General features: G+C 60.5%; 24 protein-coding genes. 7 read left to right on the top strand and 17 right to left on the bottom strand.

Going from position 1 to position 23226, the window contains the following annotated elements; translation table 11 throughout:
• Positions 1-45: 45 nt before the first annotated feature.
• The 5 genes from ACXHXG_RS30765 to ACXHXG_RS30745 all read right to left on the bottom strand — a co-directional run bounded on the left by ACXHXG_RS30765 (position 46) and on the right by ACXHXG_RS30745 (position 6700).
• Positions 46-729: a DUF4167 domain-containing protein gene (locus ACXHXG_RS30765; RefSeq protein ID WP_104824472.1), complete on the bottom strand. Its 684-nt coding sequence runs from the start codon at positions 727-729 to the stop codon at positions 46-48.
• A 346-nt stretch (positions 730-1075) separates the two neighbouring features.
• Positions 1076-1951, bottom strand: coding sequence for a peptide chain release factor N(5)-glutamine methyltransferase (gene prmC, locus ACXHXG_RS30760; RefSeq protein ID WP_457901737.1), 876 nt, complete (start codon positions 1949-1951; stop codon positions 1076-1078).
• The gene (gene prfA, locus ACXHXG_RS30755) at positions 1948-3027 is read right to left on the bottom strand and encodes a peptide chain release factor 1 (RefSeq protein WP_104824474.1); all 1080 of its coding nucleotides are present in this window, start codon (positions 3025-3027) and stop codon (positions 1948-1950) included. Before prfA ends, prmC begins: the two co-directional genes overlap by 4 nt.
• A gap of 32 nt (positions 3028-3059) precedes the next feature.
• Entirely contained in the window at positions 3060-5327 is a 2268-nt protein-coding gene (ptsP, locus tag ACXHXG_RS30750; RefSeq protein WP_104824475.1) for a phosphoenolpyruvate--protein phosphotransferase, read from the bottom strand.
• Positions 5328-5425: 98 nt separating this feature from the next.
• Positions 5426-6700: an aspartate kinase gene (locus tag ACXHXG_RS30745; RefSeq protein WP_283047621.1), complete on the bottom strand. Its 1275-nt coding sequence runs from the start codon at positions 6698-6700 to the stop codon at positions 5426-5428.
• A 335-nt stretch (positions 6701-7035) separates the two neighbouring features.
• On the opposite strand from ACXHXG_RS30745, the gene ACXHXG_RS30740 reads away from it, so the two are divergent.
• The 4 genes from ACXHXG_RS30740 (at position 7036) to ubiG (ending at position 10446) form a co-directional block, all read left to right on the top strand.
• On the top strand, positions 7036-7653 hold the full coding sequence (locus ACXHXG_RS30740) for a TetR/AcrR family transcriptional regulator (RefSeq protein ID WP_283047624.1): 618 nt from the start codon (positions 7036-7038) through the stop codon (positions 7651-7653).
• Positions 7654-7735: 82 nt separating this feature from the next.
• Positions 7736-8980 (top strand): YbfB/YjiJ family MFS transporter, encoded by a 1245-nt coding sequence (locus tag ACXHXG_RS30735; protein WP_283047627.1) that lies wholly within the window; start codon positions 7736-7738, stop codon positions 8978-8980.
• A gap of 87 nt (positions 8981-9067) precedes the next feature.
• Positions 9068-9565, top strand: coding sequence for a cytochrome b (locus tag ACXHXG_RS30730; RefSeq protein WP_283047629.1), 498 nt, complete (start codon positions 9068-9070; stop codon positions 9563-9565).
• 134 nt (positions 9566-9699) lie between these two features.
• Entirely contained in the window at positions 9700-10446 is a 747-nt protein-coding gene (gene ubiG / locus ACXHXG_RS30725; RefSeq protein ID WP_283047632.1) for a bifunctional 2-polyprenyl-6-hydroxyphenol methylase/3-demethylubiquinol 3-O-methyltransferase UbiG, read from the top strand.
• Between the two features lie 34 nt (positions 10447-10480).
• On the opposite strand, the gene ACXHXG_RS30720 is transcribed toward ubiG, so the two are convergent.
• From ACXHXG_RS30720 to ACXHXG_RS30700, 5 genes are read right to left on the bottom strand one after another with little or no spacing between them, the layout of a single operon-like run.
• On the bottom strand, positions 10481-11065 hold the full coding sequence (locus tag ACXHXG_RS30720) for a DUF3291 domain-containing protein (RefSeq protein WP_457901736.1): 585 nt from the start codon (positions 11063-11065) through the stop codon (positions 10481-10483).
• Entirely contained in the window at positions 11065-11493 is a 429-nt protein-coding gene (locus tag ACXHXG_RS30715) for a DUF1178 family protein (protein WP_104824482.1), read from the bottom strand. The genes ACXHXG_RS30720 and ACXHXG_RS30715 overlap by 1 nt, the downstream gene beginning before the upstream one ends.
• Positions 11490-12347: a carbon-nitrogen hydrolase family protein gene (locus tag ACXHXG_RS30710; RefSeq protein WP_104824483.1), complete on the bottom strand. Its 858-nt coding sequence runs from the start codon at positions 12345-12347 to the stop codon at positions 11490-11492. The genes ACXHXG_RS30715 and ACXHXG_RS30710 overlap by 4 nt, the downstream gene beginning before the upstream one ends.
• Positions 12348-12370: 23 nt before the next feature.
• Positions 12371-12628 (bottom strand): glutaredoxin 3, encoded by a 258-nt coding sequence (gene grxC / locus ACXHXG_RS30705; protein WP_104824484.1) that lies wholly within the window; start codon positions 12626-12628, stop codon positions 12371-12373.
• A gap of 31 nt (positions 12629-12659) precedes the next feature.
• Positions 12660-13436 (bottom strand): ComF family protein, encoded by a 777-nt coding sequence (locus ACXHXG_RS30700; RefSeq protein WP_457901735.1) that lies wholly within the window; start codon positions 13434-13436, stop codon positions 12660-12662.
• 96 nt (positions 13437-13532) lie between these two features.
• Between ACXHXG_RS30700 and ACXHXG_RS30695 the strand changes: the two genes are divergently transcribed.
• Positions 13533-14417 (top strand): class I SAM-dependent methyltransferase, encoded by an 885-nt coding sequence (locus ACXHXG_RS30695; RefSeq protein WP_104824486.1) that lies wholly within the window; start codon positions 13533-13535, stop codon positions 14415-14417.
• Positions 14418-14454: 37 nt separating this feature from the next.
• Here the strand turns inward: ACXHXG_RS30695 and ACXHXG_RS30690 are convergent, their stop codons facing one another.
• The 6 genes from ACXHXG_RS30690 to ACXHXG_RS30665 all read right to left on the bottom strand — a co-directional run bounded on the left by ACXHXG_RS30690 (position 14455) and on the right by ACXHXG_RS30665 (position 18936).
• On the bottom strand, positions 14455-14631 hold the full coding sequence (locus ACXHXG_RS30690; protein ID WP_104824487.1) for a Flp family type IVb pilin: 177 nt from the start codon (positions 14629-14631) through the stop codon (positions 14455-14457).
• Positions 14632-14708: 77 nt separating this feature from the next.
• Positions 14709-15023, bottom strand: coding sequence for a hypothetical protein (locus ACXHXG_RS30685; protein ID WP_028754944.1), 315 nt, complete (start codon positions 15021-15023; stop codon positions 14709-14711).
• A 396-nt stretch (positions 15024-15419) separates the two neighbouring features.
• The gene (gene mutT / locus ACXHXG_RS30680; protein WP_104824488.1) at positions 15420-15833 is read right to left on the bottom strand and encodes an 8-oxo-dGTP diphosphatase MutT; all 414 of its coding nucleotides are present in this window, start codon (positions 15831-15833) and stop codon (positions 15420-15422) included.
• The gene (locus tag ACXHXG_RS30675; RefSeq protein ID WP_283047642.1) at positions 15830-16639 is read right to left on the bottom strand and encodes a GNAT family N-acetyltransferase; all 810 of its coding nucleotides are present in this window, start codon (positions 16637-16639) and stop codon (positions 15830-15832) included. The genes mutT and ACXHXG_RS30675 overlap by 4 nt, the downstream gene beginning before the upstream one ends.
• Entirely contained in the window at positions 16620-17861 is a 1242-nt protein-coding gene (argJ, locus tag ACXHXG_RS30670; RefSeq protein WP_457901734.1) for a bifunctional glutamate N-acetyltransferase/amino-acid acetyltransferase ArgJ, read from the bottom strand. Before argJ ends, ACXHXG_RS30675 begins: the two co-directional genes overlap by 20 nt.
• Before the next feature lie 172 nt (positions 17862-18033).
• Positions 18034-18936, bottom strand: a complete 903-nt coding sequence (locus ACXHXG_RS30665) for a peptidylprolyl isomerase (RefSeq protein WP_104824491.1) — start codon at positions 18934-18936, stop codon at positions 18034-18036.
• Positions 18937-19180: 244 nt separating this feature from the next.
• Between ACXHXG_RS30665 and secA the strand changes: the two genes are divergently transcribed.
• A complete protein-coding gene (gene secA, locus ACXHXG_RS30660; RefSeq protein ID WP_457901733.1) occupies positions 19181-21901 on the top strand; it encodes a preprotein translocase subunit SecA in 2721 nt (906 codons plus the stop codon).
• A gap of 86 nt (positions 21902-21987) precedes the next feature.
• Here secA and ACXHXG_RS30655 read toward each other — a convergent pair whose 3' ends face one another.
• Positions 21988-22881, bottom strand: a complete 894-nt coding sequence (locus ACXHXG_RS30655; protein WP_104824493.1) for a LysR family transcriptional regulator — start codon at positions 22879-22881, stop codon at positions 21988-21990.
• A gap of 124 nt (positions 22882-23005) precedes the next feature.
• Here ACXHXG_RS30655 and ACXHXG_RS30650 point away from each other — a divergent pair, with 124 nt between their 5' ends.
• Complete coding sequence (locus ACXHXG_RS30650) at positions 23006-23215, top strand: 4-oxalocrotonate tautomerase (protein ID WP_457901732.1); 210 nt, start codon at positions 23006-23008, stop codon at positions 23213-23215.
• Positions 23216-23226: the final 11 nt, after the last annotated feature.

The raw sequence follows: 23226 nt of genomic DNA, 5'->3' as shown, positions 1-23226 counted from the left end.
GGGGCTGGGACTGATGTCGCAGCCACCTGTTCACTCAAGCGGTTCTTATTCCGAGGCAGCGTCTGCCAAAGCCGGCGCATCGCTCGGAGCGGCTTCGCCCTTGCCTTCGCCATCGGCGCTGCGGCGCGGCTGGCGGCGCGGGCGGTTGCCGGCGTTGCGGCGGCGCGGCTGGCGCTCGGTGGCAGCGGCAGGCGTCTCTTCTTCGATCGCCACCTCGGCCGGAATGCCTTCGATCACCGGCTGCGGGCCGGTGCCATCGATGACTTCCGGCTCGGGAGCTGGAGCCGCGGCAACGGCGGGGGCAGGCTGCTGACGCGCCTGAGGCTGAGCCATCTGCGGCTGGTCGTCCATCTCGTTCGCATCGATGTCATCGATGTCGCGATCGGCGTTGTCACGATCGTTGTAGTTATGATGCTCATCGCGCTGATAGCGCTCCTGCATCTGCGCCTGGGCGCTGGCAATGATCCGATTATAGTGTTCAGCGTGCTGGAGATAGTTTTCCGCCATGACGCGGTCGCCGGAGCTTTGCGCATCGCGGGCGAGAGCTGAATACTTCTCGGCAATATGCTGCGCGGTTCCGCGAATTTTCACATCTGGACCGGAGCTGTCGTAAGTCCTGGTCAGCGGGTTCGAGCCCTTGCGGTTGAAATTATTGTTATTGTTATTTCCGCCGCCGCCGCCGTTGTTGCCACGCCCCCGACCGCGCTTGTTCTGCTGTCCTGGCCTCATAGATCCTTCACCTGAATTCTCTTCGTTGGGATGAAATTATGCACGGCACCTGCCGCCGTGGCCGGAACCTTCCAAGCCAGGGCCTGCGTGCCGCAAGCAAACCGCGCCTTAAGCGCCCGTCTGCCGCTCGACTACGTCAGATTAACTGATCACGCATTGGGTTATCTTCAACCTTTGACACTCTTATCAGAGAGTGGATCCCCGAGGCTGTCCAAGAGAGGCGAATCGTCTCGCCTATTCCCAGCCGCCCAACGCGTGAGCGCAACGTATATTGCTTCCTCAGGAAATCCAAGCCTTTTCTTTGCGATAACAACAAGGTCCCTTGGACCTGCAGCAAATTGTCGCGTCAATCTTGATGTTTAAACACGAGAACTCGGTCGTTATGACCGTAGTCCCGAACTGCGTCGATTAGGAAAAATCCTGCTCCTTCAAAAACCGAAGTCACCGTTTTGCGCTGATCATGTCCGATTTCCACTCCGACAATACCATCTCGGTGTAGAAACCGCGCCGCATCCTTTGCGATTGCTCTGTATGCATCAAGCCCATCTAGGCCACCGTCGAGAGCTGCCGGAGGATCGAAATTCTTTACTTCTGGAGCGAGGGTGGAAATGATCCTAGACTCAATATAGGGCGGATTTGAGACAATCACGTGAAATCGACCGTGGATGGCTTCAAACCAACTTCCCTGCACAGTATCAAACCGTGCCGCCAAGCCATTGCGCTCTGCATTCGCCCGCGCCGTTTCCAAAGCTTCGCCAGAAATATCGGAACCTATGCCTGTCGCCTGCGGACATTCGTGGAGCAAAGCGAGGCAGATGGCCCCGGTTCCCGTTCCGATGTCGAGTATATGGATATTCCCGAGCTCTAATACAAGACGTCGCGCATACGGAAGTACGGTATCGACCAAGATTTCCGTATCGGGCCGCGGCTCGAGCGTTGCCGGCGAGAGCTTCAATGGCAGGCCGTAGAATTCCCGTTCGCCCAGGATACGATGCACCGGCTCGTGATTGAGCCGCCGCACCACCGCCGCACGCGCCGTTTCCACGCGATCCGGTGCCACCCTCTCGGAACCGCGGGTGACGAGCTCGGTCGACGAAAGATCCAGAAGGCCGCCGACGAGGATGCGCGCCTCGGTGGCGGGATCATCGAGATCGGCCTCGATAAAACGGGCGCGCACCTCCTGGAAAAGCTCAGCGACGGTCGGCCCCTGCCCGCTCGTCATGCCTGTTCGCCGAGCTGGGCGAGCTGGCTCGCCTGATAATCCGCCAGAAGCGCATCGACCACCTCGTCGATCTCGCCTTCCATCATCCGGTCGAGCTTATAGAGCGTCAGGTTGATGCGGTGGTCGGTGACACGGCCCTGCGGGAAATTATAGGTGCGGATGCGCTCGGAGCGGTCGCCGGAACCGACCTGGCTCTTGCGGTCGGCGGACCTTTCGCTGTCGGCGCGCTGGCGCTCCATGTCGAAGAGGCGCGACCGCAGCACCTGCATCGCCTTGGCGCGGTTTTGATGCTGCGATTTTTCCGAACTCGTCACCACGATCCCCGAGGGAAGATGGGTGATGCGCACCGCCGAGTCCGTCGTGTTGACGTGCTGGCCGCCGGCACCGGAGGAGCGCATGGTATCGATGCGGATATCCTCGGGACGGATTTCAATGTCGATTTCCTCGGCCTCCGGCAGCACGGCCACGGTCGCCGCCGATGTATGGATGCGACCGCCCGCCTCGGTTTCCGGAACACGCTGAACGCGATGCACGCCGGATTCGAATTTGAGCCGCGAGAATACGCCCTTGCCGCTAATCGTCGCGATGATTTCCTTATAGCCGCCTGCTTCACCTTCGCTGGCCGAGAGGATTTCGACCTTCCAGCCGTTGTTCGCCGCGAAGCGCTCATACATTCGGAAGAGATCGCCAGCGAAAAGGGCTGCTTCGGAACCGCCAGTGCCGGCGCGAATTTCCAGGATCGCGCTCTTCTCATCGGCGGCATCCTTCGGCAGCAGCAGGATCTGGATGTCTTTCTCCAGCGTCTCGATCCGCTCCTTGACCTCCGGCAGTTCCATCTCGGCAAGATCCCGCATCTCGCGGTCTACCGACTTGTCAGCAAGCATGGTTTCGAGATCCGAAGCCTCGGCGATCGCCTTCTCGTAGTCGCGGATCTTGGTGACGACCGGCTGCAATTCGGAATATTCGGAAGCAAGCTTCACATAGACGTCCGCTGACGGCCCCGCCGACATACGCGCTTCGATCTCGCCGAAACGGCGCTCCAATTCGCGCATTTTTTCAATGGGAAGATTCGCCACCCCACGCTCCGATTCTTCTTATTCGTTCTGTTCTACAATGGAATATTGTGGCTCTCGGCGAAGCGGGCAAGGATATCGCGCATAGAGGTTGTCGGACGCGTGTCGTTCAGCGCCTCTTCCATCACCTCGGTCAATGCCTGGAGGTCGAGACCCAGCAGCATCGCCTTGACCGGACCGATGGATGCCGGCGACATCGACACCGAGCGGAAACCGACGCCCAGCAGCGCCATGGCCGAAATCGTCTTGCCGGCAAGTTCGCCGCAAAGCGTCACCGGCGTCTTGTTGCGCTCGCCGGCACGCACGATGTCCCGCAAGATGCGCAGGAACGGGCGTCCAAGCGGATCGAAACGGTCCGCGACGCGTGCATTGCCGCGATCGACCGCCATCGAGAACTGGAAGAGATCGTTGGAGCCCACCGAGACGAAGTCGACCGCCGCCATCAGCTCGTCCAACTGCCACAACAGCGCCGGCACCTCCAGCATCGCGCCGAACTGCAGCTTCCGCGGCAAGCTATGGCCGAAGCGCGACAGATGCTGCACTTCCTTCTGCACGAGCTCGCGCACCGCTTCGATCTCGGAAACTTCCGTAACCATCGGCACCATCATCTTCAATTCGCTGTCGGCCGCCGCCTTCAGCATGGCGCGCAACTGCGTGCGCAGCAGGCCCGGCCGATCGAGCGACAGGCGAATGGCACGCCAGCCGAGCGCCGGATTCTCTTCCTCATGGGCGCGGAAATAGGGCACGACCTTGTCGCCGCCGATATCGAGCGTCCTGAAAGTGACGACGTGGCCACCCGCCTGCTTCATGACATTGCGGTAGAAAGCTTCCTGCTCCTCCGCTTTCGGCATGGTCGACGCGATCATGAACTGCAATTCGGTGCGGAAGAGGCCGATGCCTTCCGCGCCGGATTCGGCAAGCTGCGGCAGGTCGACCAGCAGACCGGCATTCATCAGAAGCGAAATGCGCTGCCCGTCCTTGGTGACCGGTTCGACGGAACGCAGCGCCCGGAACTGCTCTTGCCGGCGGGCGCGGAAGCGCACCTTTTCCTCATAGGAGCGCTGGTGATCGGCCATCGGTCGCAGATGCACATGGCCGCCATCGCCGTCGATGATGACGGGATCGCCGTTTTCGGCAAGCGCCACCACCCCCGCCGCCTGGCCGACGACCGGGATGCCCATGGCGCGGGCGACGATGACGACATGGCTGGTGACGGCGCCCTCTTCCAGCACCAGACCGCGAATATTGGCGCGGGGATAGTCAAGCAGCTCGGCGGCACCCATGGCGCGCGCAAAGATGATCGCATCGTTCGGGAAACCCTCGGCCGCGGTGCGGCCGGAATAGCCGATCAACTGCCTGAGCAGCCGGTTCGCCAGATCCTCGAAGTCATGCATGCGCTCGCGCAGATAAGGATCGGTCAGGCGCATCATCCGCGCCTTGGTATCGCTCTGCACCTTCTCGACCGCGGCTTCCGCGGTCAGGCCGTTGCGGACGGCCTCTTCCAGCTTGCGGACCCAGCCCTGGTCGTGGGCAAACATGCGGTAGGTTTCCAGCACCTCGCGATGCTCGCCTTCCATCGAAACGTCACGGCGCGACAGCATGTCGTCAATCGAGATGCGCAGGGAGCCAAGCGCATCCGCGAGACGGCGGATTTCTTTCTCGGTATCCTCGTTCAGGAGATTGGTGACGACGATGCGTGGCTCATGCAGCACGACATAGCCGAGGCCGATGCCTTCATTATAGCTATCGCCGTCGATGGTGACGGAGCGGGTGAGATCGAGTTCGAGGCCCGGCTTGGTAATCTTCTTCAGCTCGCCGGTGGCGATCATTTCCGCCAGTACCATCGCCGTCGTTTCGAGCGCTTCCAGCTCTTCCTCGCGATAGTTGCGGCTCGCCTTGTTCTGGACGACGAGAACGCCGAGCGAGCGGCCCGTGCGCAGGATCGGCACACCGAGGAAGGAGTGGTAGACCTCTTCACCGGTTTCCGGCAGGTAGCGGAAGGCGGGATGCGACTGCGCGTCGGAAAGATTGAGCGGTTGAGCGGAAGCGGCGATCGTGCCGACGAGACCTTGGCCCATCTTCAGTTGCGACAGGTGGACGGCTTCTTTTTTCAGACCTTCGGTGGCGTAGAGCTCGAGCACACCATCGGCGCGCAACACGTAGACCGAGCAGACTTCCGCGACCATGTTGCTGGCGATCTGGCGGACGATCCGGTCAAGACGCTCTTGCGGCTCCAGCGGCTCCGCCATGAGTTCGCGCAGCCGCTTGAGCAGAACGCGTGGACCGCCGGATAGGTCTCTCATTGCGTCTCTAGCTCCTGAATCAAGATATTGCCAGACTTGCCCACGTCAGGGCCGGCCGAAACTCGCCTCCGTTGCGGTCCGTCGTCAGCAGTCCTGAATCAACTCTTATCCAGACCGTAGCAGGAATGCAAAGTCCTGACTGCCAGTTCTGCATAAGGACCGTCGATTAGGATGGAAATCTTGATTTCCGACGTCGTAATAGCCTTGATGTTGATGCCTTTTTCGGCAAGTGCCCGGAAAGCGGTCGCAGCAACGCCAGCGTGCGAACGCATGCCAATGCCGATGACCGAGACTTTGACGAGACCTGATTCGTTTTGGATAACGTCGTAGCCGATCTTGTCCTTGTTTTCGCCGAGAACGCGCAGCGCCTTTTCGACATCGCCCGAAGGAACCGTGAAGGTCATATCGGTCTTGGAACCGTCCTCGGAGATGTTCTGAACGATCATGTCGACGTTGATGTGGCTTTCGGCCAACGGCCCGAAGATCGCAGCGGAGACGCCCGGCCGGTCGGCAAGACGGCGCAGCGAGATCTGGGCTTCATCCTTGGCATAGGCAATGCCGGTGACTACTTCCTGTTCCACGATTTCTTCCTCGTCACAAATCAGCGTTCCGGGCGGGTTGAGCAGATCGCCCATGCCCGGAGCATCGGGATCTTCGAAAGAGGAGCGCACGAAGGTGCGAACCTTAAAGACCATGGCCAGCTCGACAGAGCGCACTTGCAGCACCTTGGCGCCGAGCGAGGCCATTTCCAGCATTTCTTCGAAGGCGATCTTCTTCAGACGCCGCGCCTTCGGCTCGATGCGCGGGTCGGTCGTGTAGACGCCATCGACATCGGTATAGATATCGCAGCGATCAGCCTTCACGGCCGCGGCGATCGCCACCGCCGATGTATCGGAACCGCCGCGACCGAGCGTCGAAACCCGATTGTCGGGCCCCAGACCCTGGAAGCCGGCAATGACGGCTACCTGGCCCTCTTGCATGCGGCGGACCATCTCGCTGCCGTCGATTTCGAGAATGCGCGCCGCGCCATGGGCGTTGTCGGTGCGGATCGGGATCTGCCAGCCCTGCCAGGAGCGGGCATTGATGCCCATCGCCTGCAGCGCGATCGCTAGCAGTCCGGAGGTCACCTGCTCGCCGGAAGCGACGACAGCATCATATTCGCGAGCATCATAGATCGAGTGGTCGGCACCGGCGACCTTGGGCGTGTTCTGCACCCAGCCGACCAGTTCGTTGGTCTTGCCGGACATTGCGGAAACGACGACTGCGACCTCGTGGCCCGCATCGACCTCGCGTTTTACATGGCGGGCGACATTCTTGATACGGTCCAGATCCGCGACGGATGTCCCGCCGAATTTCATCACGATACGTGCCATGTGCCTCTACCAGTACCAGCGCCGGGCGGTCGAAATGGTGTAGGCCCGGCATGCAAAATCGCCCTTCCGGTCCATTAGCCGGAAAAGCCTGATCCCAATGGGGGCGTCTCTTAACGAGTTTGGCGGGCGGGTGCAATAGTGCGGGTCAGTCGGCTTTCACGCCTTCGCACTTAATAGTTCACCTTCAGGCTCGACTAGAGCCTGTTGAGGAGCTCACCCTCCTCGGTAATGCAGGATGACTGATCCACTTGTCATTTTAGAGCGTATGCTCTATATCCCGTTCTGGAGCAAGCGCTCCAGAATTATTCGACCGCGAGCAGATTGCGAGAACTCCGATGGCGAGACCCCGGCAATTCGATGAGGATAACGTTCTGGAAGCGGCCGGCGAGGTATTCTGGTCGAAGGGTTACGAGGCAACCTCGACTCGCGATCTGACCGACCGCATGGGGTTGACGCATGCGAGCCTCTACAATGCTTTTGGTGACAAGCGCGGCCTCTATCTGAGGGCACTGAAGCACTATCTCGACCGGAACCTGCATGCCCGCATCGCACGGATGGAGGCAGCCTATTCGCCGGGCTTTAGCATTGTCGGCTACTTCCAGGAAGTCGTCGAGCGTTCCCTTGCCGATACCGAACATCGCGGCTGCATGCTGGTCAACACGACCCTGGAGGCGCGTTCCGACGATCCGGAAATGCGGCGTGTCGTTGCCGACGAGACGGCCGAGATCGAAGCCTTTTTTCTTCGTTCAATCATCGCCGCCCAGAAAAACGGTGAAATTCCCGCAAACCTGCCGCCGGAGGACGTCGCCAAACTGCTGCTCTCCGTACAGTTCGGTTTGCGCGCCCTTGTCCGCGTCCGTCCCGAGCGCGAATTGCTGGACGGCATCCTGCGGCCGGCAATGGCCATGCTGACCTTGCCCTGGCCGCTGCCTGGAAGCAATCCGGATGGATAAGCCTCCTCCATACCCCCCCTCTTTAGGAAACATCGAAACCGGAGGCGGCAAAGCCCGCTCCGAACAGGGAAGCTTTTGCGCCATGTCCGCCCCCTTACGTCATTCGAGCCAGTCTCTTTCCACTACCGAGCCAGCGTCCCTTACCGCAGGCGCCTGGTATGCCACCATCGCCGGCCTCTGCGGCAGCCTCGTCGCCATCGGTCTCGCCCGCTTCGCCTATACGCCGCTCATCCCGCCGCTCATTAGCGCGCACTGGTTTTCGGCTGGCGATACGGTGACGCTCGGCGCTGCCAATTTTGCCGGATACCTCGCCGGTGCGTTGCTCGGGCGGCCATTAGCTGCCGGCCTTGGTAATCGTCTGGCGCTACGGCTACTGATGGTCGCCGCGACGGCCGCCTTTTTCGCCTGTGCCTTCCCAGTTTCCGTCACCTGGTTCTTTGCCTGGCGTTTCCTCTCCGGTCTTGCCGGCGGCGCCATCATGGTGCTCGTCGCGACCAGCATCCTGCCGCACATTCCGGTCGCCCGCCGCGGCTTTGTCAGCGGCATGATTTTCCTCGGCCTCGGTCTCGGCATCGCCGCCTCGGGTACCCTGGTGCCCGCATTGCTGCGTCTCGGTCTTCGCGAAACCTGGATCGGCCTGGGCGTCCTTTCGCTCATCCTGACCGCCGTCAGTTGGTTCGGTTGGCCTGCGACCAATCCGCCGCTGCCGGCTTCACATGCTGCGACCCACCATCATCCCGCCGCAAAGACTGAATGGTCGCTGCGCATCCTCTATGGCCAATATGCCGCCAATGCCCTCGGCCTCGTGCCCGTCATGGTTCTGCTGGTCGACTATATCGCTCGCGGTCTCGGCCGCGGTGCCGATATCGGCGCGGCCTGCTGGGTGCTCTATGGCGTTGCCGCCATCACCGGTCCGGTCCTGACCGGCTATGCGGCCGACCGCATCGGCTTCGCCTCCGCCTATCGCGGCGCTCTCCTGCTTCAGGCGGTCGGCGATGCCATTCTGGCGGCATCCGGCAATCCCTGGCTGGTCGGCTTTGCCACGGTGCTGCTCGGCGTCTTTACGCCAGGCATCGTACCCTTGGTGCTCGGCCGCATCCACGAAATCCTGCCGCACAGCCATGTCGCCCAACGCGCAGCCTGGAGCCGGGCAACGACGGCTTTCGCTCTTTGCCAGGCGCTCGGCGGCTATGGCTATTCCTATCTCTTCATCCATACCGGCGAAGATTACAGCATCATCTTCCTTTGCGGTGCGGTAGCACTCGTCCTTGCTTTGCTGGCTGACGTCTTGAACGGCGTGAAACGTCGCAAAAACCGGGCACAATGAAAAATTGAACCTGGCAATGCCTGCTTCAGGCCCATGTCAGACAGGAAAAGGATAGTCCGCGCACGTTAACTTCAGAGAGCAACTTTCATGACTTCAAATCGTGCCCTTGGCTATTCCACCATTCAAATCTCATTGCATTGGATCATTGCCGCATTGGTTCTGTTTCAGCTCCTGTTTGGAGAGAGCATGACCACGGTAGTCGATGCGCAGGCAACGGGTGCCAAAGTTTCGTCGGCGGACGTGTCGATGGGTACGGCGCATTATTGGGTGGGAATCACAGTTCTATTGCTCGTTCTTCTGCGCCTTGTCTTGCGCGTCGTGTTCGGAACGCCCAAGCCTGCCGGCGCCTCCGCGCTGTTGGTAAAGCTTGCTGCTGCGGCGCATTGGCTATTCTACGCGCTTCTGCTGCTCGTTCCTCTGACAGGCCTGCTCGCCTATTATTTCTCCGATCCCTTTGGCGATATTCATGGCCTGGGCAAGCCCGCATTCATCATCCTCATCGGCCTGCATGCCGCCGGCGCCCTCTACCATCAGTTTCTGCTGAAAGATGGAACGCTGCGCCGCATGCTCGTTCCAGCGCGCTGACGATAGCGGCCCATAGCCGCTGAGACAGTCCGACCCTTGACATCGGCTTCCGATCGTCCGACTTCACATCTACCAGGGTGTCACCTGCATAATTGTGCAGGCAGGTGACGCAGCGTAGACCAAGGAGCGAGACCATGACCGAAGCGGCGAAAAGCACGATCGACCAGAGCGAAGTGGATCGCTTTTCCGCAATGGCGGCGGAATGGTGGAGCCCGACCGGCAAGTTCAAGCCGCTGCACAAGTTCAATCCGGTGCGGCTCGCCTATATCCGCGACCATGCCTGCGAGAATTTCGGCCGCGACCCGAAGAGCGCTCGGCCGCTGGAGGGCCTGCGCGTGCTCGATATCGGCTGCGGCGGCGGATTGCTCTCGGAGCCCGTGGCACGCATGGGCGCCTCGGTCGTCGGCGCCGACCCTTCCGAAAAGAACATCGGCATCGCCTCAACACATGCGAAAGCCTCCGGCGTTCCCGTCGACTATCGCGCCGTCACCGCCGAACAACTGGCCGAAGCCGACGAGACCTTCGATATCGTGCTGAACATGGAAGTGGTCGAGCATGTTGCCGATGTCGAATTTTTTCTCTCGACCTGCGCCAAGATGGTGCGCCCCGGCGGCCTGATGTTCGTTGCCACCATCAACCGAACCATGAAGGCGGCGGCGCTCGCCATCTTCGCTGCCGAAAACGTCCTGCGCTGGCTGCCGCGCGGCACGCATCAATATGAGAAGCTTGTCCGCCCGGAAGAGATCGAAAAACCGCTCGCCGCAAACGGACTCGACATCATCGCCCGCACCGGCGTCTTCTATTCGCCGCTGCAGGACCGATGGAACCTGTCGAAGGACATGGATGTGAACTACATGCTGCTGGCGAAGCGGGCGGGGTGAAATCGTCTTCTCGCCGGAAGCTGGGAGTTTTGCGTTAGGCTTTCAGCGCCAGGACATGCGCCAGCAAATCACTCTGGCGCTCAGCATTTTTCGCCGCGATCTCCTTCACTCTGCCGCGATCGATCGTCGCCGTGTGACCATCGGCAAGGTAGGGCTGCTTGAACGAAAAGGCGGCCGCACTCGGCCCTTCGTCGTGAAGCCGCTCCAGCCGCTCGACTCCATCCTTCCATTCCGGAACGACGTCGGCATCCACCCACCATAGAACCAGCGGCGGCCAATCTTGTTTCACGTTCCAGTGCCGCGCATGCTTCAGCGCATCGGCGTGGACGCCGTTATAGCTGAAAGCCATCAGGGATTCGATATCGGTCCAAAGAGACAGGGAAGACGGGGCTGTCGCAAAGCCACTGCCTTCGATGAAGCGTGGGAAAACCTGCCTGCCCCAGCATGCCGGTCCCGGGTCGCCATCGTAACCGGAGCGGCCGATGAAACCATGGGCGCGCGCGGCGGCCTCGAAATTTGCCGCTTCCCGCAGGCGAAATCCCTCGACCGCGGGGCTGTTATAGGGCGCGACATGCAGCCCGAAATTATACATTGCGAGATGTTTGCCGTGCTGCGGCATCAGTTGATATCGTCCGGCAATACCGGGATAGCGGCGATCTCGATGCCCTCTTCGACCAGCGACTGCGCCTCGTCCGGCGTCGCCTTGCCGATGATGCCCCTCGCATCCGCCTCGCCGTAGTGGATCTTGCGGGCCTCTTCCGGGAATTTCGTGCCGACGTCCTCGGCATTCGCCTTGATGGCGTCGACGGCCTCCTTGAGTTTGTTCAAGGCTTCCTTGCGCGCAGTGTCCATGGCAAGCGTCTGCAGCTCCTCCTTCTTGCGCGCGGTGGAAACCGACGGCGCCATCAGAAGTTTGGAGATCGCACCCGAATTGCAGACGGGGCAGGTCAGGAAACCGCTTGCGACCTGACGGTCGAAGTCGGCGCTTTCCGAAAACCAGCCCTCGAACTCATGGGCACTGTCACATCTCAGCGAATAACGGATCAAGCAGCGACGCCTCCAGCCGCCGGCGTCGCGATCTTCTCCAGCGAGAATTCGCGCGCATTCTTAAGATTGGGGATTTTGTCGTGGGCGGATTTGACAGCGGCGACGTCGATCTCGGCGATGACAACTGCCTCGCCCGTGCCTCCAGCCGATGCCAGTATCTTGCCCCAGGGGTCGATGATCATCGAGTGACCAAAGGTCTCGCGGCCATCCTCATGCAATCCCGCCTGGGCGGCGGCAATGACGAACATGCCGTTTTCGATAGCGCGCGCCCTAAGCAGGATTTCCCAATGCGCCTCGCCTGTCTGTCTGGTGAAGGCGGCCGGCACCGTCATCACTTCGGCGCCTGCAACGGCCTGGGCGCGGAAGAGCTGCGGGAAGCGCACGTCGTAGCAGATGGAGAAACCGAGCTCGGCAAAGGGCAGCGACACGATGCGCGCCTCGGAGCCGGGACGATAGACTGCGCTTTCGCGCCAGCTCTCGCCATTGTCGAGATCGACGTCGAACATGTGGATCTTGTCGTAACGGCTGAGCAGCTTGCCATCGGGGCCGAAGAGAAAGCCGCGATTGGCGATCTTGCCATCATCGAGCGCGATCGCGGTCGAGCCGACATGCACGTAGATGCCAAGCTCCTGGGCCAGCTCCGCGGCCGTCTTGACGATAATATCATTGGCTTCGTCACGCAGCACCGCCCGCAGGCCCGGCCGATCCTTCTGCACCGCCCCGGTCATTTCCGGCGTCTGCACATAGACGGCGCCTTTTGCCGCTGCCTCGCGGACCAGCCGCGCCATGTCGGCGGCGTTCCTCACCGGATCGACACCGGAGCACATCTGAATGGCGGCGGCTTTGAAGGTCATCATTTTCTCCCGTTTGACTTGGTTCAGGCAGCGAGCAGCGGATCGAGCTTGCCGGCCCGGTCGAGCGCATGAATATCGTCGCATCCGCCGACATGCTCGCCATTGATGAAGATCTGCGGAAAGGTCGACCGACCCTTGGCCTTCGAAATCATCTCCTGGCGCAGCTCGGGCGAATAGGTGGCATTGTGCTCGACATAATCGACGCCCTTGGAGTCGAGCAGCGATTTTGCCCGGGCGCAATAGCCGCAGAATTCACGCGTATAGATGACAACGGATGCCATGCTTCACTCCAGAAAAAAGACAGGGTTACTGTCATATAAGATCACCGACAGCCCTTGCAAAGGTCAAAACCGTCACGTCAGCCGCACTGGCTTTTTTCAGCACTTTCGTCGCCGCCGCAACCGTTGCGCCGGTCGTATAGACGTCATCGATCAGCACGATGCGACGACCGAAGACATCGCCGGCACGGCCTTCGGGGATGGCGAAAGCGCCACGCACATTGTCCTGGCGTGCCCTCGCCCCGAGACCGACCTGCTGGGTCGTCCGCTTGACGCGCAACAGTGTCGCGGCAAGGAGCGGTTTGCCCGAAAGCCGCGCCAAGTGGCGGGCAAGTTCCGCCGCCTGATTATATTTGCGCGAAAATAGCCGTGCCCGATGCAGCGGCACCGCAATGATGGCATCACAGGCGGCGACCGTGCCGTCGCTGGCGCGCAGCATCCAACCGGCCATCATCGGCGCCAGATCGGTGCGGTCGCGATATTTCAATCCGAGCACAAGATCGCGAACCACCCCGTCGTGAATGGCGGCCGAGCGCAACCGATCGAACACCGGCGGATCTGCGATCGCCTCGGCGCTCAGGATTCCCGTACCGAGATCATGGGAAAACGGACTGCCCAGCACTTCGCAATAGGGCCGCTCGATGAAGCGGATGCCGGACCAGCAGGCGGGGCAAAGGCTACGATGTGCGCTCGTCGAAACGCCACAGCCGGCGCAAGCCGGCGGATAGACGAGATCGGCCAGCGCCGACCACGGCTTCATCAAGCCGGCCCGCAACATCGATACCGTGATTTCGCGTCCCATCATCCCCATATGGTTGACACTAGCTTTTTCCTGACGCCTTTGCGAAGGAAAACACGCGTGGCCGCCAGGCTCCATCAAATGAAATAGTGATCGCAGGAAATCGCCATGGAAATCGTGTTCGACCAATCGTTGCTCGCCGCCCGCAGGCGTCGCGCGCTTGCCCAGGGGGACCAGAAGGCGGCTTTCCTGCTGGAGATCGCCGCCCGCGAACTGGCGGAACGGCTTGCCGTCATCGAACGGCATTTCAACGAGGCGGTCGAACTGCACGGCGCAACCGGGATTGCCGCGCGTGAAGCCTTGGCGACCGGCAAGATCGGCCATATCAGGCGCATCGAAAGCGAGACGGGCTTTGCTGCCCATGGCGAAGAGCTGATCCAAGCACCATTGGAGGAAGTGCCGCTGGAGGCGGACTCGGTAAACCTCGTGCTATCGCCGCTCAGCCTGCATATCACCAACGATACGCCGGGCGTCTTCATCCAAATCCGCCGCGCGCTGAAGGCCGACGGCCTGTTTCTGGCCGCGATCCCAGGCTTCGGCACATTGCGGGAACTGCGCGACGTGCTGCTCGCGACCGAGATCGAGCTGACCGGCGGCGCCAGCCCACGCGTCATTCCCTTTGCCGAGGTTCGCGATGTCGGTGGGCTGCTGCAGCGCGCAGGGTTTACCCTGCCTGTGATCGACGCCGAAACCTATACGGTGCGCTACGACAATCTCTTTGCGCTGATGCGCGACCTTCGCGCGATGGGCATGACCAATCCGCTGGCCGACCGCAGCCGCAAGCCGCTGACGCGCGCCTTCTTCCTGCGCGCCGCCGAACTTTATGCCGAACGCTATTCCGATCCCGACGGGAGAATACGGGCGACCTTCTCGATCATCTACGCATCCGGCTGGACGCCGCATGAAAGCCAGCAGAAACCGCTGCAGCCCGGCTCAGCCAAGGCACGGCTTGCCGACGCGCTAAGGGTCGAGGAGCACAAACTGAAACAGTGATCGGATGAGAGCCGGTTCGCTTACCCAGGCGACCCCGTCAATTAGCCGGCGAATTAGTGACCGTGTTGGAGATGTAATTGAACATCGTCGACAGGCTGCCGCCGAAAGCGCCGACGCCGCTGATGATCGCCACCGACATCAGCGCGACGATCAGGCCATATTCGATGACCGTGGCACCGGTCTTGTCACGAAAAAAACGCCGTACGGAACGCATACGCTTCAAACTCCCAACATCTGAAAACGAGCGTATCCGGCGCCTTCATGCACCCAATAGGCTTTACCAGTATAATGTCAGCAACCGCTGTCGGCGCCATAGCCTTGAACGATGCAGACTGAACCGGGCTCCTGCTGCAGCACGCTGCGACGGATCGTGTAACGCTTGCCATTTTCCGTCTGCGGGATGGAGCCGGTAGTAATATTGTCGAAATCGGGCGCACTGGCGAGCACGCTAGACTTGGATTTGTCGGAAAGCATCGGCGTCAGGATAAGCGAAAGCGCGACCGCCGCCGTTCCGAACAGCAAGGCGATATTCAACGCGCCCGTCTTGCGCGACGAGGAATAGGACTGTTCTTTTTCCTGAACAGCTTTCCAGAAATCGTCGTCCATAATGTCAAGCCTTCTTTAACGCACACACCAACCGCTTGATTGAGATCATTCAATGCCAGAAGGTCATAAACGATCCCTTAATATCCACATGTAAATTAGATATGCATTGAGTCGCGGGATAAAGCTTGACTATAGCTAACAGATTGATATCAAAATATTTATTTCAATTAACCACGTTTAGCTGGTTGTGATTTCGCAAACAACAACTGCGGTAACGATCCCGTTATGGGATGAGATCCGCCACGGCTTCCCCCATACCCGCCTTTGGCGTGCCCATGCGAGGGCTTTCGCTACCCTAACTCACAAAGCTCTTCACACGCGATTTGCCGTCGCCGGAACACACTGAGACAGGTTTACAGGCAAAGGCACCAGAGCGAGCCATCGCTCAGGAAGGCTTTAGAGAAGATCCTGCAGGAACGGGATCAATGGCTCGTCGGCCGGCGGCATCGGATAGTCGCGCAGCGCCTGTGGCCGCACCCATTTGATCGCTTGGCCTTCGCGGCCATGCGCAATGCCCTCATAGCGCCGGCAAATATAAAGAGGCATCAGCAGGTGGAAGGTTTCGTAGGTATGGCTGGCAAAGGTCAGCGGCGCCAGGCAGGCGATCTTCGTCTGGATGCCAAGCTCTTCCTCGAGTTCACGCACGAGCGTCTCTTCGGGCGTCTCGCCTGCCTCGACCTTGCCGCCGGGGAACTCCCAGAGGCCTGCAAGCGATTTTCCCTCCGGCCGCTGCGCCAGAAGAATGCGGCCGTCGGTGTCGATCAGCGCGCAAGCAGCGACGAGGATGATCTTGCGGCCCGCCTCGCTCATGCTTCCCCCGGAGAGCGCCAGTAGCAGTAGCGATAGGCCTCGCGGAAACCAAATCGGGCATAGAGCGCCAGCGCCGGTTCGTTGGAGGCGCCAACCTGAAGCCAGGCAGTCCGGGCGCTGCGCATGCGCGCCCAACGCAGCGCCGATGTCAGGATCTCGATCGCCAATCCCTTGCGCCGGTGCTCGGCCGCCACCGACACCGACATGATGCCGGCGAGGTCGTTATCCTGCACGCAAAGCGTCGTCGCCACCGGTCCGGCCTCGTCATTCTCGATGACGAAAAGGCCCGACGGCGGCTTGATCCCGCTGACCACCTCGGCCAAGGCAGGCTTGAGAGCGAGATCGGCTTTATCCACCAAAAGGCTCGCGTCGACATAGCGGCCGACATCATGGCTGGGCAGATGATCCAGCGTATCCGGCAGTTCGAGATCGATCAGATCGGCGGTCATGACAATGGTTTCTTCGAACCGCGTCCAGCCCTGGCGCTGCAACAGCTCGATCAGCATCGGCGAGGCCAGCGGCGTCTCGCGCACCACCATCGGCCGGCCATAGGCTTCGAACTTGCGCTGCGCCTTCGTCAGCCGGATGTCCAGATCGCGGCAGTCGGAGGGATCGAGCGGCACGACGCAGTTCAGCCGCTTCGACGGATGGCCCGCCGTCAACCGTACCTGCCAACTGCCATCATACTGCACGGACGAGGCAGGCCATGCCCGGAAGCCAACAGCTTCGAGCCTGCGCACCAAAGGCAGCTTGTTCATGGTGGACTGCGCATGCATGGGAACGGTATCAGCTCCGGTAGTCGCCATTGATGGCAACATATTCCTTGGTGAGGTCGCAGGTCCAGACCGTCGCCCGGCCATTGCCAAGCCCAAGGTCGACTTTCACAGGAATATCTTGCTGCTTCATCACGTTGGAGGCTGCTTCCTCGGAGTAGGAGGCATCGCGTTCGCCATTGACGGCGACACGGACATCGCCGAACCAGATGGCGAGCTTGTCACGATCGGCCAATTCGCCGGCCTTGCCGACGGCCATCACGACACGGCCCCAATTGGCGTCCTCGCCGGCAGCCGCGGTCTTGACCAGCGGCGAATTGGCAATCGAGAGCGCAATGCGCTTGGCGGCGGCGTCATTCTCGGCGCCGGTCACGGTGATCTCGAGCATCTTGGTGGCGCCTTCACCGTCGCGAACGACCTGGATGGCGAGATCCTTCAAAAGCTCGTTCAGTGCCGTGCGGAAAGCGGCAAGCTTGGGATCGTCGGCGCGCTCGATCCGTGCCTGGCCGTCAGCGGCGGCGGCACCGGTGGCGAACAGCATCAGCGTGTCCGATGTCGAGGTGTCGCTGTCCACCGTCATCGAATTGAAGCTCGGATCAACACCTTCGGAAAGCAGCGTCTGCAGCGCGGCGGAGGAAATATCGGCGTCGGTGACGACGAAGGAGAGCATGGTCGCCATATCGGGCGCGATCATGCCGGCACCCTTGGCGATGCCGTTGATGCTGACCTTGACGCCGCCGATTTCGGCGCTGCGGGTGGCAACCTTCGGATAGGTATCCGTCGTCATGATCGCCTTCGCGGCCTCGAACCAGAAATCGCTGGTCGCATCCTTCGCCATGGTGTCGAGCACGCCAGCAAATTTGGTCGCGTCCAACGGCTCGCCGATCACGCCCGTCGAGGCAAGGTAAACTTCGTTTTCGCCGCAACCGACGGCAGCAGCCGCTGACTTTGCAGTGAGTTCGGTCGCCTGACGACCCCTAAGGCCGGTGAAAGCATTGGCATTGCCGGAATTGACGACGACGGCGCGGGCGCTGCCGTGCGGCAGGTTCGAGCGGCAGAAATCGACGGGGGCCGAAGGGCACTTCGAGCGGGTGAAGACCCCCGCGACGGCAGCCGGCTTATCGAAAACCATGAGCAGGACGTCTGTCCGGTTCTTGTATTTGATACCGGCGGATGCCGTGGTCATGCGCACGCCACGCAAGGCCGGCATGGACACGAGGGATTTGGGAGCGAGCGGAGAGACGGAACCGGACATGAGACCACCTGAACGAACATGATGCCGAAAAGTAGGCGGTTTTCGGATGACATCATGCTCTGCTTCTTTGATTCTGGAGCGGATTCAGATTTTAGGTCGATACGACCTAAAATCATCCGGCTCCAGTGAAAGGCCCGGAAAAACCGGGCCCTGATGATTTGACTGCTGCGACTTACTGCTGCGGCTGAGCGTCAGGGGCGACTGCGTCGTCTGCCGGCGCCTGGTCCTGCTGCTTCTGCGCATCATCATAGGCCTTGCTCAGCGCCGGGTCATTGATGACGACCTTCGATTCCTGCTTGGCCTTGTTCAGGAGCTCAAGATACTTGTCGCGCATGACGAGCTGACGAACCTGATCCTTCACCTGGTCGAACGGCGGTGGCGGAGCGACGCGCTTGTCTTCGACCTTGATGACGTGCCAGCCGAAATCGGACTTCACAGGGGTCTTGGTGTAGGTGCCGACCGGCAGCGCGAAAGCTGCGTCTTCGAATTCCTTGACCATGCGGCCGCGGGCGAAATAGCCGAGATCGCCGCCGTCGGCCTTGTTCGGGTCGGTCGACTTTTCCTTGGCAAGTTCGGCAAAATCCTTGCCGGCGTCGAGTTCCTTGATGATTGCCTTGGCTTCATCCTCGGTCTTCACCAGGATGTGGCGTGCGTGGACCTCTTCCTGCTTCGGAAGGGCGGCGACTTCCTTGTCGTAGCGAGCCTTGACCTCATCGTCCTTGATCGCGTCGGCGACATGGGCCTTAAAATAGGCGTTGTGCAGCTCGCGATCGCGCAGATAGGCCATGTGCGACTGGAAGTCCGGCGTCTGGTCGAGTTTTTCGGCAGCCGCGTCCTTGGCGAGCAGCTTGACATCGATCGAAGCCGAAAGTGCCGCGACCTTCTTCTGCTCGTCGGGAAGCTGGCCGAGCTGCGGGTCGAGATTGGCGATCGCCAGATCAAGCTCGGATTGATGGATTTCAACATCGCCGACCTTGGCGACAACTGGGTCCTTGGCATCCGCCGCAAAGACCGGCGCCTGGAAGGTAACGATTGTTGCAAAGGCAACCGCAGCAAGTTTGTTGTAACTCAGCATAAAATAACCTTTCGGTGGTCTTGACCGGCTCACAGTAATGAATCCGGTAGGAAAAGCCTTCAGCAGGAGAATGTGGCCTTTCTGTATCGGCCAATTCCCGTTGACATCAATCGACCCCCCTCTTATCTGTCACGCAACCTCGCGTCCAGAACAGTTTCCGGGCGTTTTGTGCTATACTCCCGATTTTTTCAGGGACGGATGAAGCAGAAAACGACAGGATGAAATCTCAGAAAGGACCAGTCATATGGTCAGCATAGGTGGAATTGCCCGCAAGTTGTTTGGCTCGTCCAACGACCGCCGCGTTAAGTCATTCCAGCCGAATGTCGTTGCGATCAACGCGCTCGAAGAAAAGATGCGCGCCTTGTCTGACGAAGCTTTGGCCGCCAAGACGGTAGAGTTCCGCCAGCAGCTTGCCGACGGCAAGACGCTGGACGACCTTCTCGTACCCGCATTTGCCGTCGTGCGCGAGGCTTCGCGGCGCGTTCTCGGTATGCGACCTTTTGACGTACAGCTCATCGGCGGCATGATCCTGCATTCGAATGCGATCGCCGAGATGAAGACGGGCGAAGGCAAGACGCTGGTCGCGACCCTGCCTGTCTACTTGAACGCGCTTGCCGGCAAGGGCGTTCATGTCGTCACCGTCAACGACTACCTGGCACAGCGCGACAGCGGCAATATGGGCCGCATCTATGGCTTTCTCGGCCTGACCACCGGCGTCATCATTCACGGCCTGTCGGATGAAGAGCGCCGTGACGCTTATGCCTGCGACATCACCTACGGCACCAACAACGAACTCGGCTTCGACTATCTGCGCGACAATATGAAATACGATCGTGGCCAGATGGTGCAGCGCGGTCATAATTTCGCGATCGTCGACGAAGTGGACTCGATCCTCGTCGATGAGGCGCGCACGCCGCTCATCATTTCCGGCCCGCTCGACGACCGCTCCGATCTCTATACGACGATCGACGCCTTCATTCCGCGCCTGTCGAAGGACGATTACGAGATCGACGAAAAGCAGCGCTCGGCCAACTTCTCCGAAGACGGCACCGAAAAGCTGGAAAACATGCTGCGTGACGCCGGCTTGCTGAAGGCTGAATCGCTCTACGACGTCGAAAACGTCGCGATCGTCCACCACGTCAACAACGCGCTCAAGGCCCACAAGCTCTTCCAGCGCGACAAGGACTATATCGTCCGCAACGGCGAAGTTGTCATCATCGACGAATTCACCGGCCGCATGATGCCAGGCCGCCGCTATTCGGACGGCCAGCACCAGGCATTGGAAGCCAAGGAACGGGTACAGATCCAGCCGGAAAACCAGACCTTGGCGCAGATCACCTTCCAGAATTATTTCCGCATGTACGGCAAGCTCGCCGGCATGACCGGCACGGCATCGACGGAAGCGGAAGAATTCGGCAACATCTATGGCCTCGACGTAGTCGAAGTGCCGACCAACCTGCCGATCCAGCGTCTCGACGAGGACGACGAGGTCTATCGTACACACGACGAGAAGTATAAGGCGATCATCACCGAGATTTTGGACGCCCACAAGCGCGGCCAGCCGGTGCTCGTCGGTACCACCTCGATCGAAAAATCCGAGCTTCTTGCCGACCGCATGCGCAAGCAGGGCTTCAGCAACTTCCAGGTTCTGAACGCTCGCTACCATGAGCAGGAAGCCTATATCGTTGCGCAGGCCGGCGTTCCCGGCGCCGTGACGATCGCCACCAACATGGCCGGCCGCGGTACCGACATTCAGCTCGGCGGCAACCTCGAAATGCGCGTCGAACGCGATTTGGACGAGATGGAGCCCGGTCCGGAGCGCGATGCGGCTGTCGCCAAGATCGCCGAAGAGATCAAGGAGCTCAAGCAGCAGGCTTTGACCGCCGGCGGTCTCTACGTCATCGCCACCGAACGCCATGAAAGCCGCCGCATCGACAATCAGTTGCGCGGTCGTTCCGGCCGTCAGGGCGACCCCGGCCGTTCGAAATTCTACCTGTCGCTTCAGGACGACCTGATGCGTATCTTCGGCTCCGACCGCATGGACGGCATGCTGCAGAAGCTCGGCCTCAAGGAAGGCGAAGCGATCGTCCATCCCTGGATCAACAAGGCCCTCGAACGCGCCCAGAAGAAGGTCGAAGCCCGCAACTTCGATATCCGCAAGAACGTTCTGAAGTACGACGACGTGCTGAACGATCAGCGCAAGGTCATCTTCGAACAGCGTGTCGAGCTCATGGATGCAACGGATCTTTCCGAAACCGTCGGCGATATGCGCCACGAGGTCATCGAAGATCTGGTTTCCAAGCACATCCCCGAGCGCGCCTATGCCGAGCAGTGGGATGCCGACGGCCTGAAGGCCGGCGTCGCCAACTTCTTCGACATGGACATGCCGGTGCATGAATGGGTCAAGGAAGAAGGTATCGGCGAAGACGATATCCGCGCCCGCCTGACGGAAGCCGCCGACAAGGCCGCTGCGGAAAAGGCCGAGCGTTTCGGTCCTGAAATCATGACCTATGTCGAGCGCTCCATCGTGCTGCAGACGCTGGACAATCTCTGGCGCGAGCACATCGTCAACCTCGACCATCTGCGCTCCGTCATTGGCTTCCGCGGTTATGCCCAGCGCGATCCGCTGCAGGAATACAAGGCCGAGGCCTTCGAACTCTTCCAGTCGCTTCTGAACAACCTGCGCCAGGCCGTCACCGGTCAGTTGTCGCGCGTCGAACTGGTGCAGCAGCCGGCCGAGCCGCAGACGCTGCCTATGCAGGCGCGCCATATCGATGCCACGACCGGCGAAGACGAATTCGCGCCGCTCAGCCTCGTCAACGAAAACGTCGTCGCCCCGGAAAACCGCGATCCGCAAAATCCGGCAACCTGGGGCCGCGTCGGCCGCAACGAAACCTGCCCCTGCGGTTCCGGCAAGAAATACAAGCATTGCCACGGGGCGTTCGAGAGCAGCGAAGTGGTTTGAGATTTCGCAATCTCTCGGCAATGATCAAAATGCCGCCTTCGGGCGGCATTTTTTATGCGCGATTTTTGCCGGATGCGCAGAGATCGCTATTTTGCAGATGCGCCAAAGCGTTTCAGCAGGAAATCGATCATGCTGCGCAGTTTCGCGGTGGGCCGACGGTCCAGCGCATAGAGCATGTACATCGGCGAAGCGATGGGCGTCCATTCGGGCAGAACCTGCACAAGGCGACCTCTAGCAAGATCATCGGCGAGCATGACTTCCGGCTGCAGGACGATACCCGCGCCATTCAAGGCCGCGACTCGCAGCGCATCGCCATTGTCGGCGGATAATCGTCCTCTCACATCCGGCCGCCATTCGCCATCCGGACCGAACAAATACCATTGGTCGCGCCGGCGCCAATAGGAGAGGCCGAGACAGTCATGCGAGGATAGATCCCTGGGGTGCATCGGCCTCCCCCGCCGCTCCAGATAGGCGGCAGATGCAGCCATTATTCTTCGATAGGGCTGCAGAGGGCGCGCCACCAGATCAGCCTCGGCGACCTCGCCGATCCGAATTCCGAGTTCGCACCCTTCTCGCGACAGGTCCGGCACCCCATTGTCCAGCACGACGTCCACGCTCACTGCCGGATACATGGCGAGATAATCGGAAAGTGCCGGCATCAGGCGATGACTTCCGAATGTGACGGGAGAGACGATGCGCAGGAGGCCACGAGGCTCGGCCTGCAGCTCGCTCGCGCTTGCGTCAGCCAGTTGCACATCGGCCAACACCTGCTTGCAGCGTTCGTAATAGAGACGGCCGATTTCGGTTAGCTGCTGGCGGCGGGTGGTTCGATGCAGTAGGCGGGCTCCCAGGCGCTCCTCTATGGCCCGCACCTGCTTGCCCGCCATGGTGGGGGTCACTCCGGCAGCGTCGGCGGCGGCGCTAAAGCTGCCGTGTTCGACCACCCGCACAAACATCGTCATGGCGGATAATTTGTCCATATTATAAACCTGTCGGTTCTAAATGAATGAACGTAGAGCATGTTTATCCGGGCGAAGCTAGCGGCCATAGTTCCTTTGCCTCAGCCGTCTCAATTCGAGAGGGCAGCGAAACAGGAGCTTTCCAATGCCAACAATTCACCTCGAAATGCATCCAGGCCGAACCCTCGAACAAAAGCGTGATTTCGCCCGCAAGGTCACTCAGGTTACCGCTGAGACACTTGCCTGCCCGACGGATAGCGTGGACGTGTTGATCAGCGAGATTTCTCGCGAACACTGGGCCAAGGGCGGCCAACTCGTATCGGATAAGGGCGCGCCTCAGACAGTCGCACGATGACGCGGCTCCAA

Source organism: Rhizobium sp. LEGMi-198b (assembly GCF_054114205.1).
This window is presented reverse-complemented; position numbering and strand designations above follow the sequence as displayed.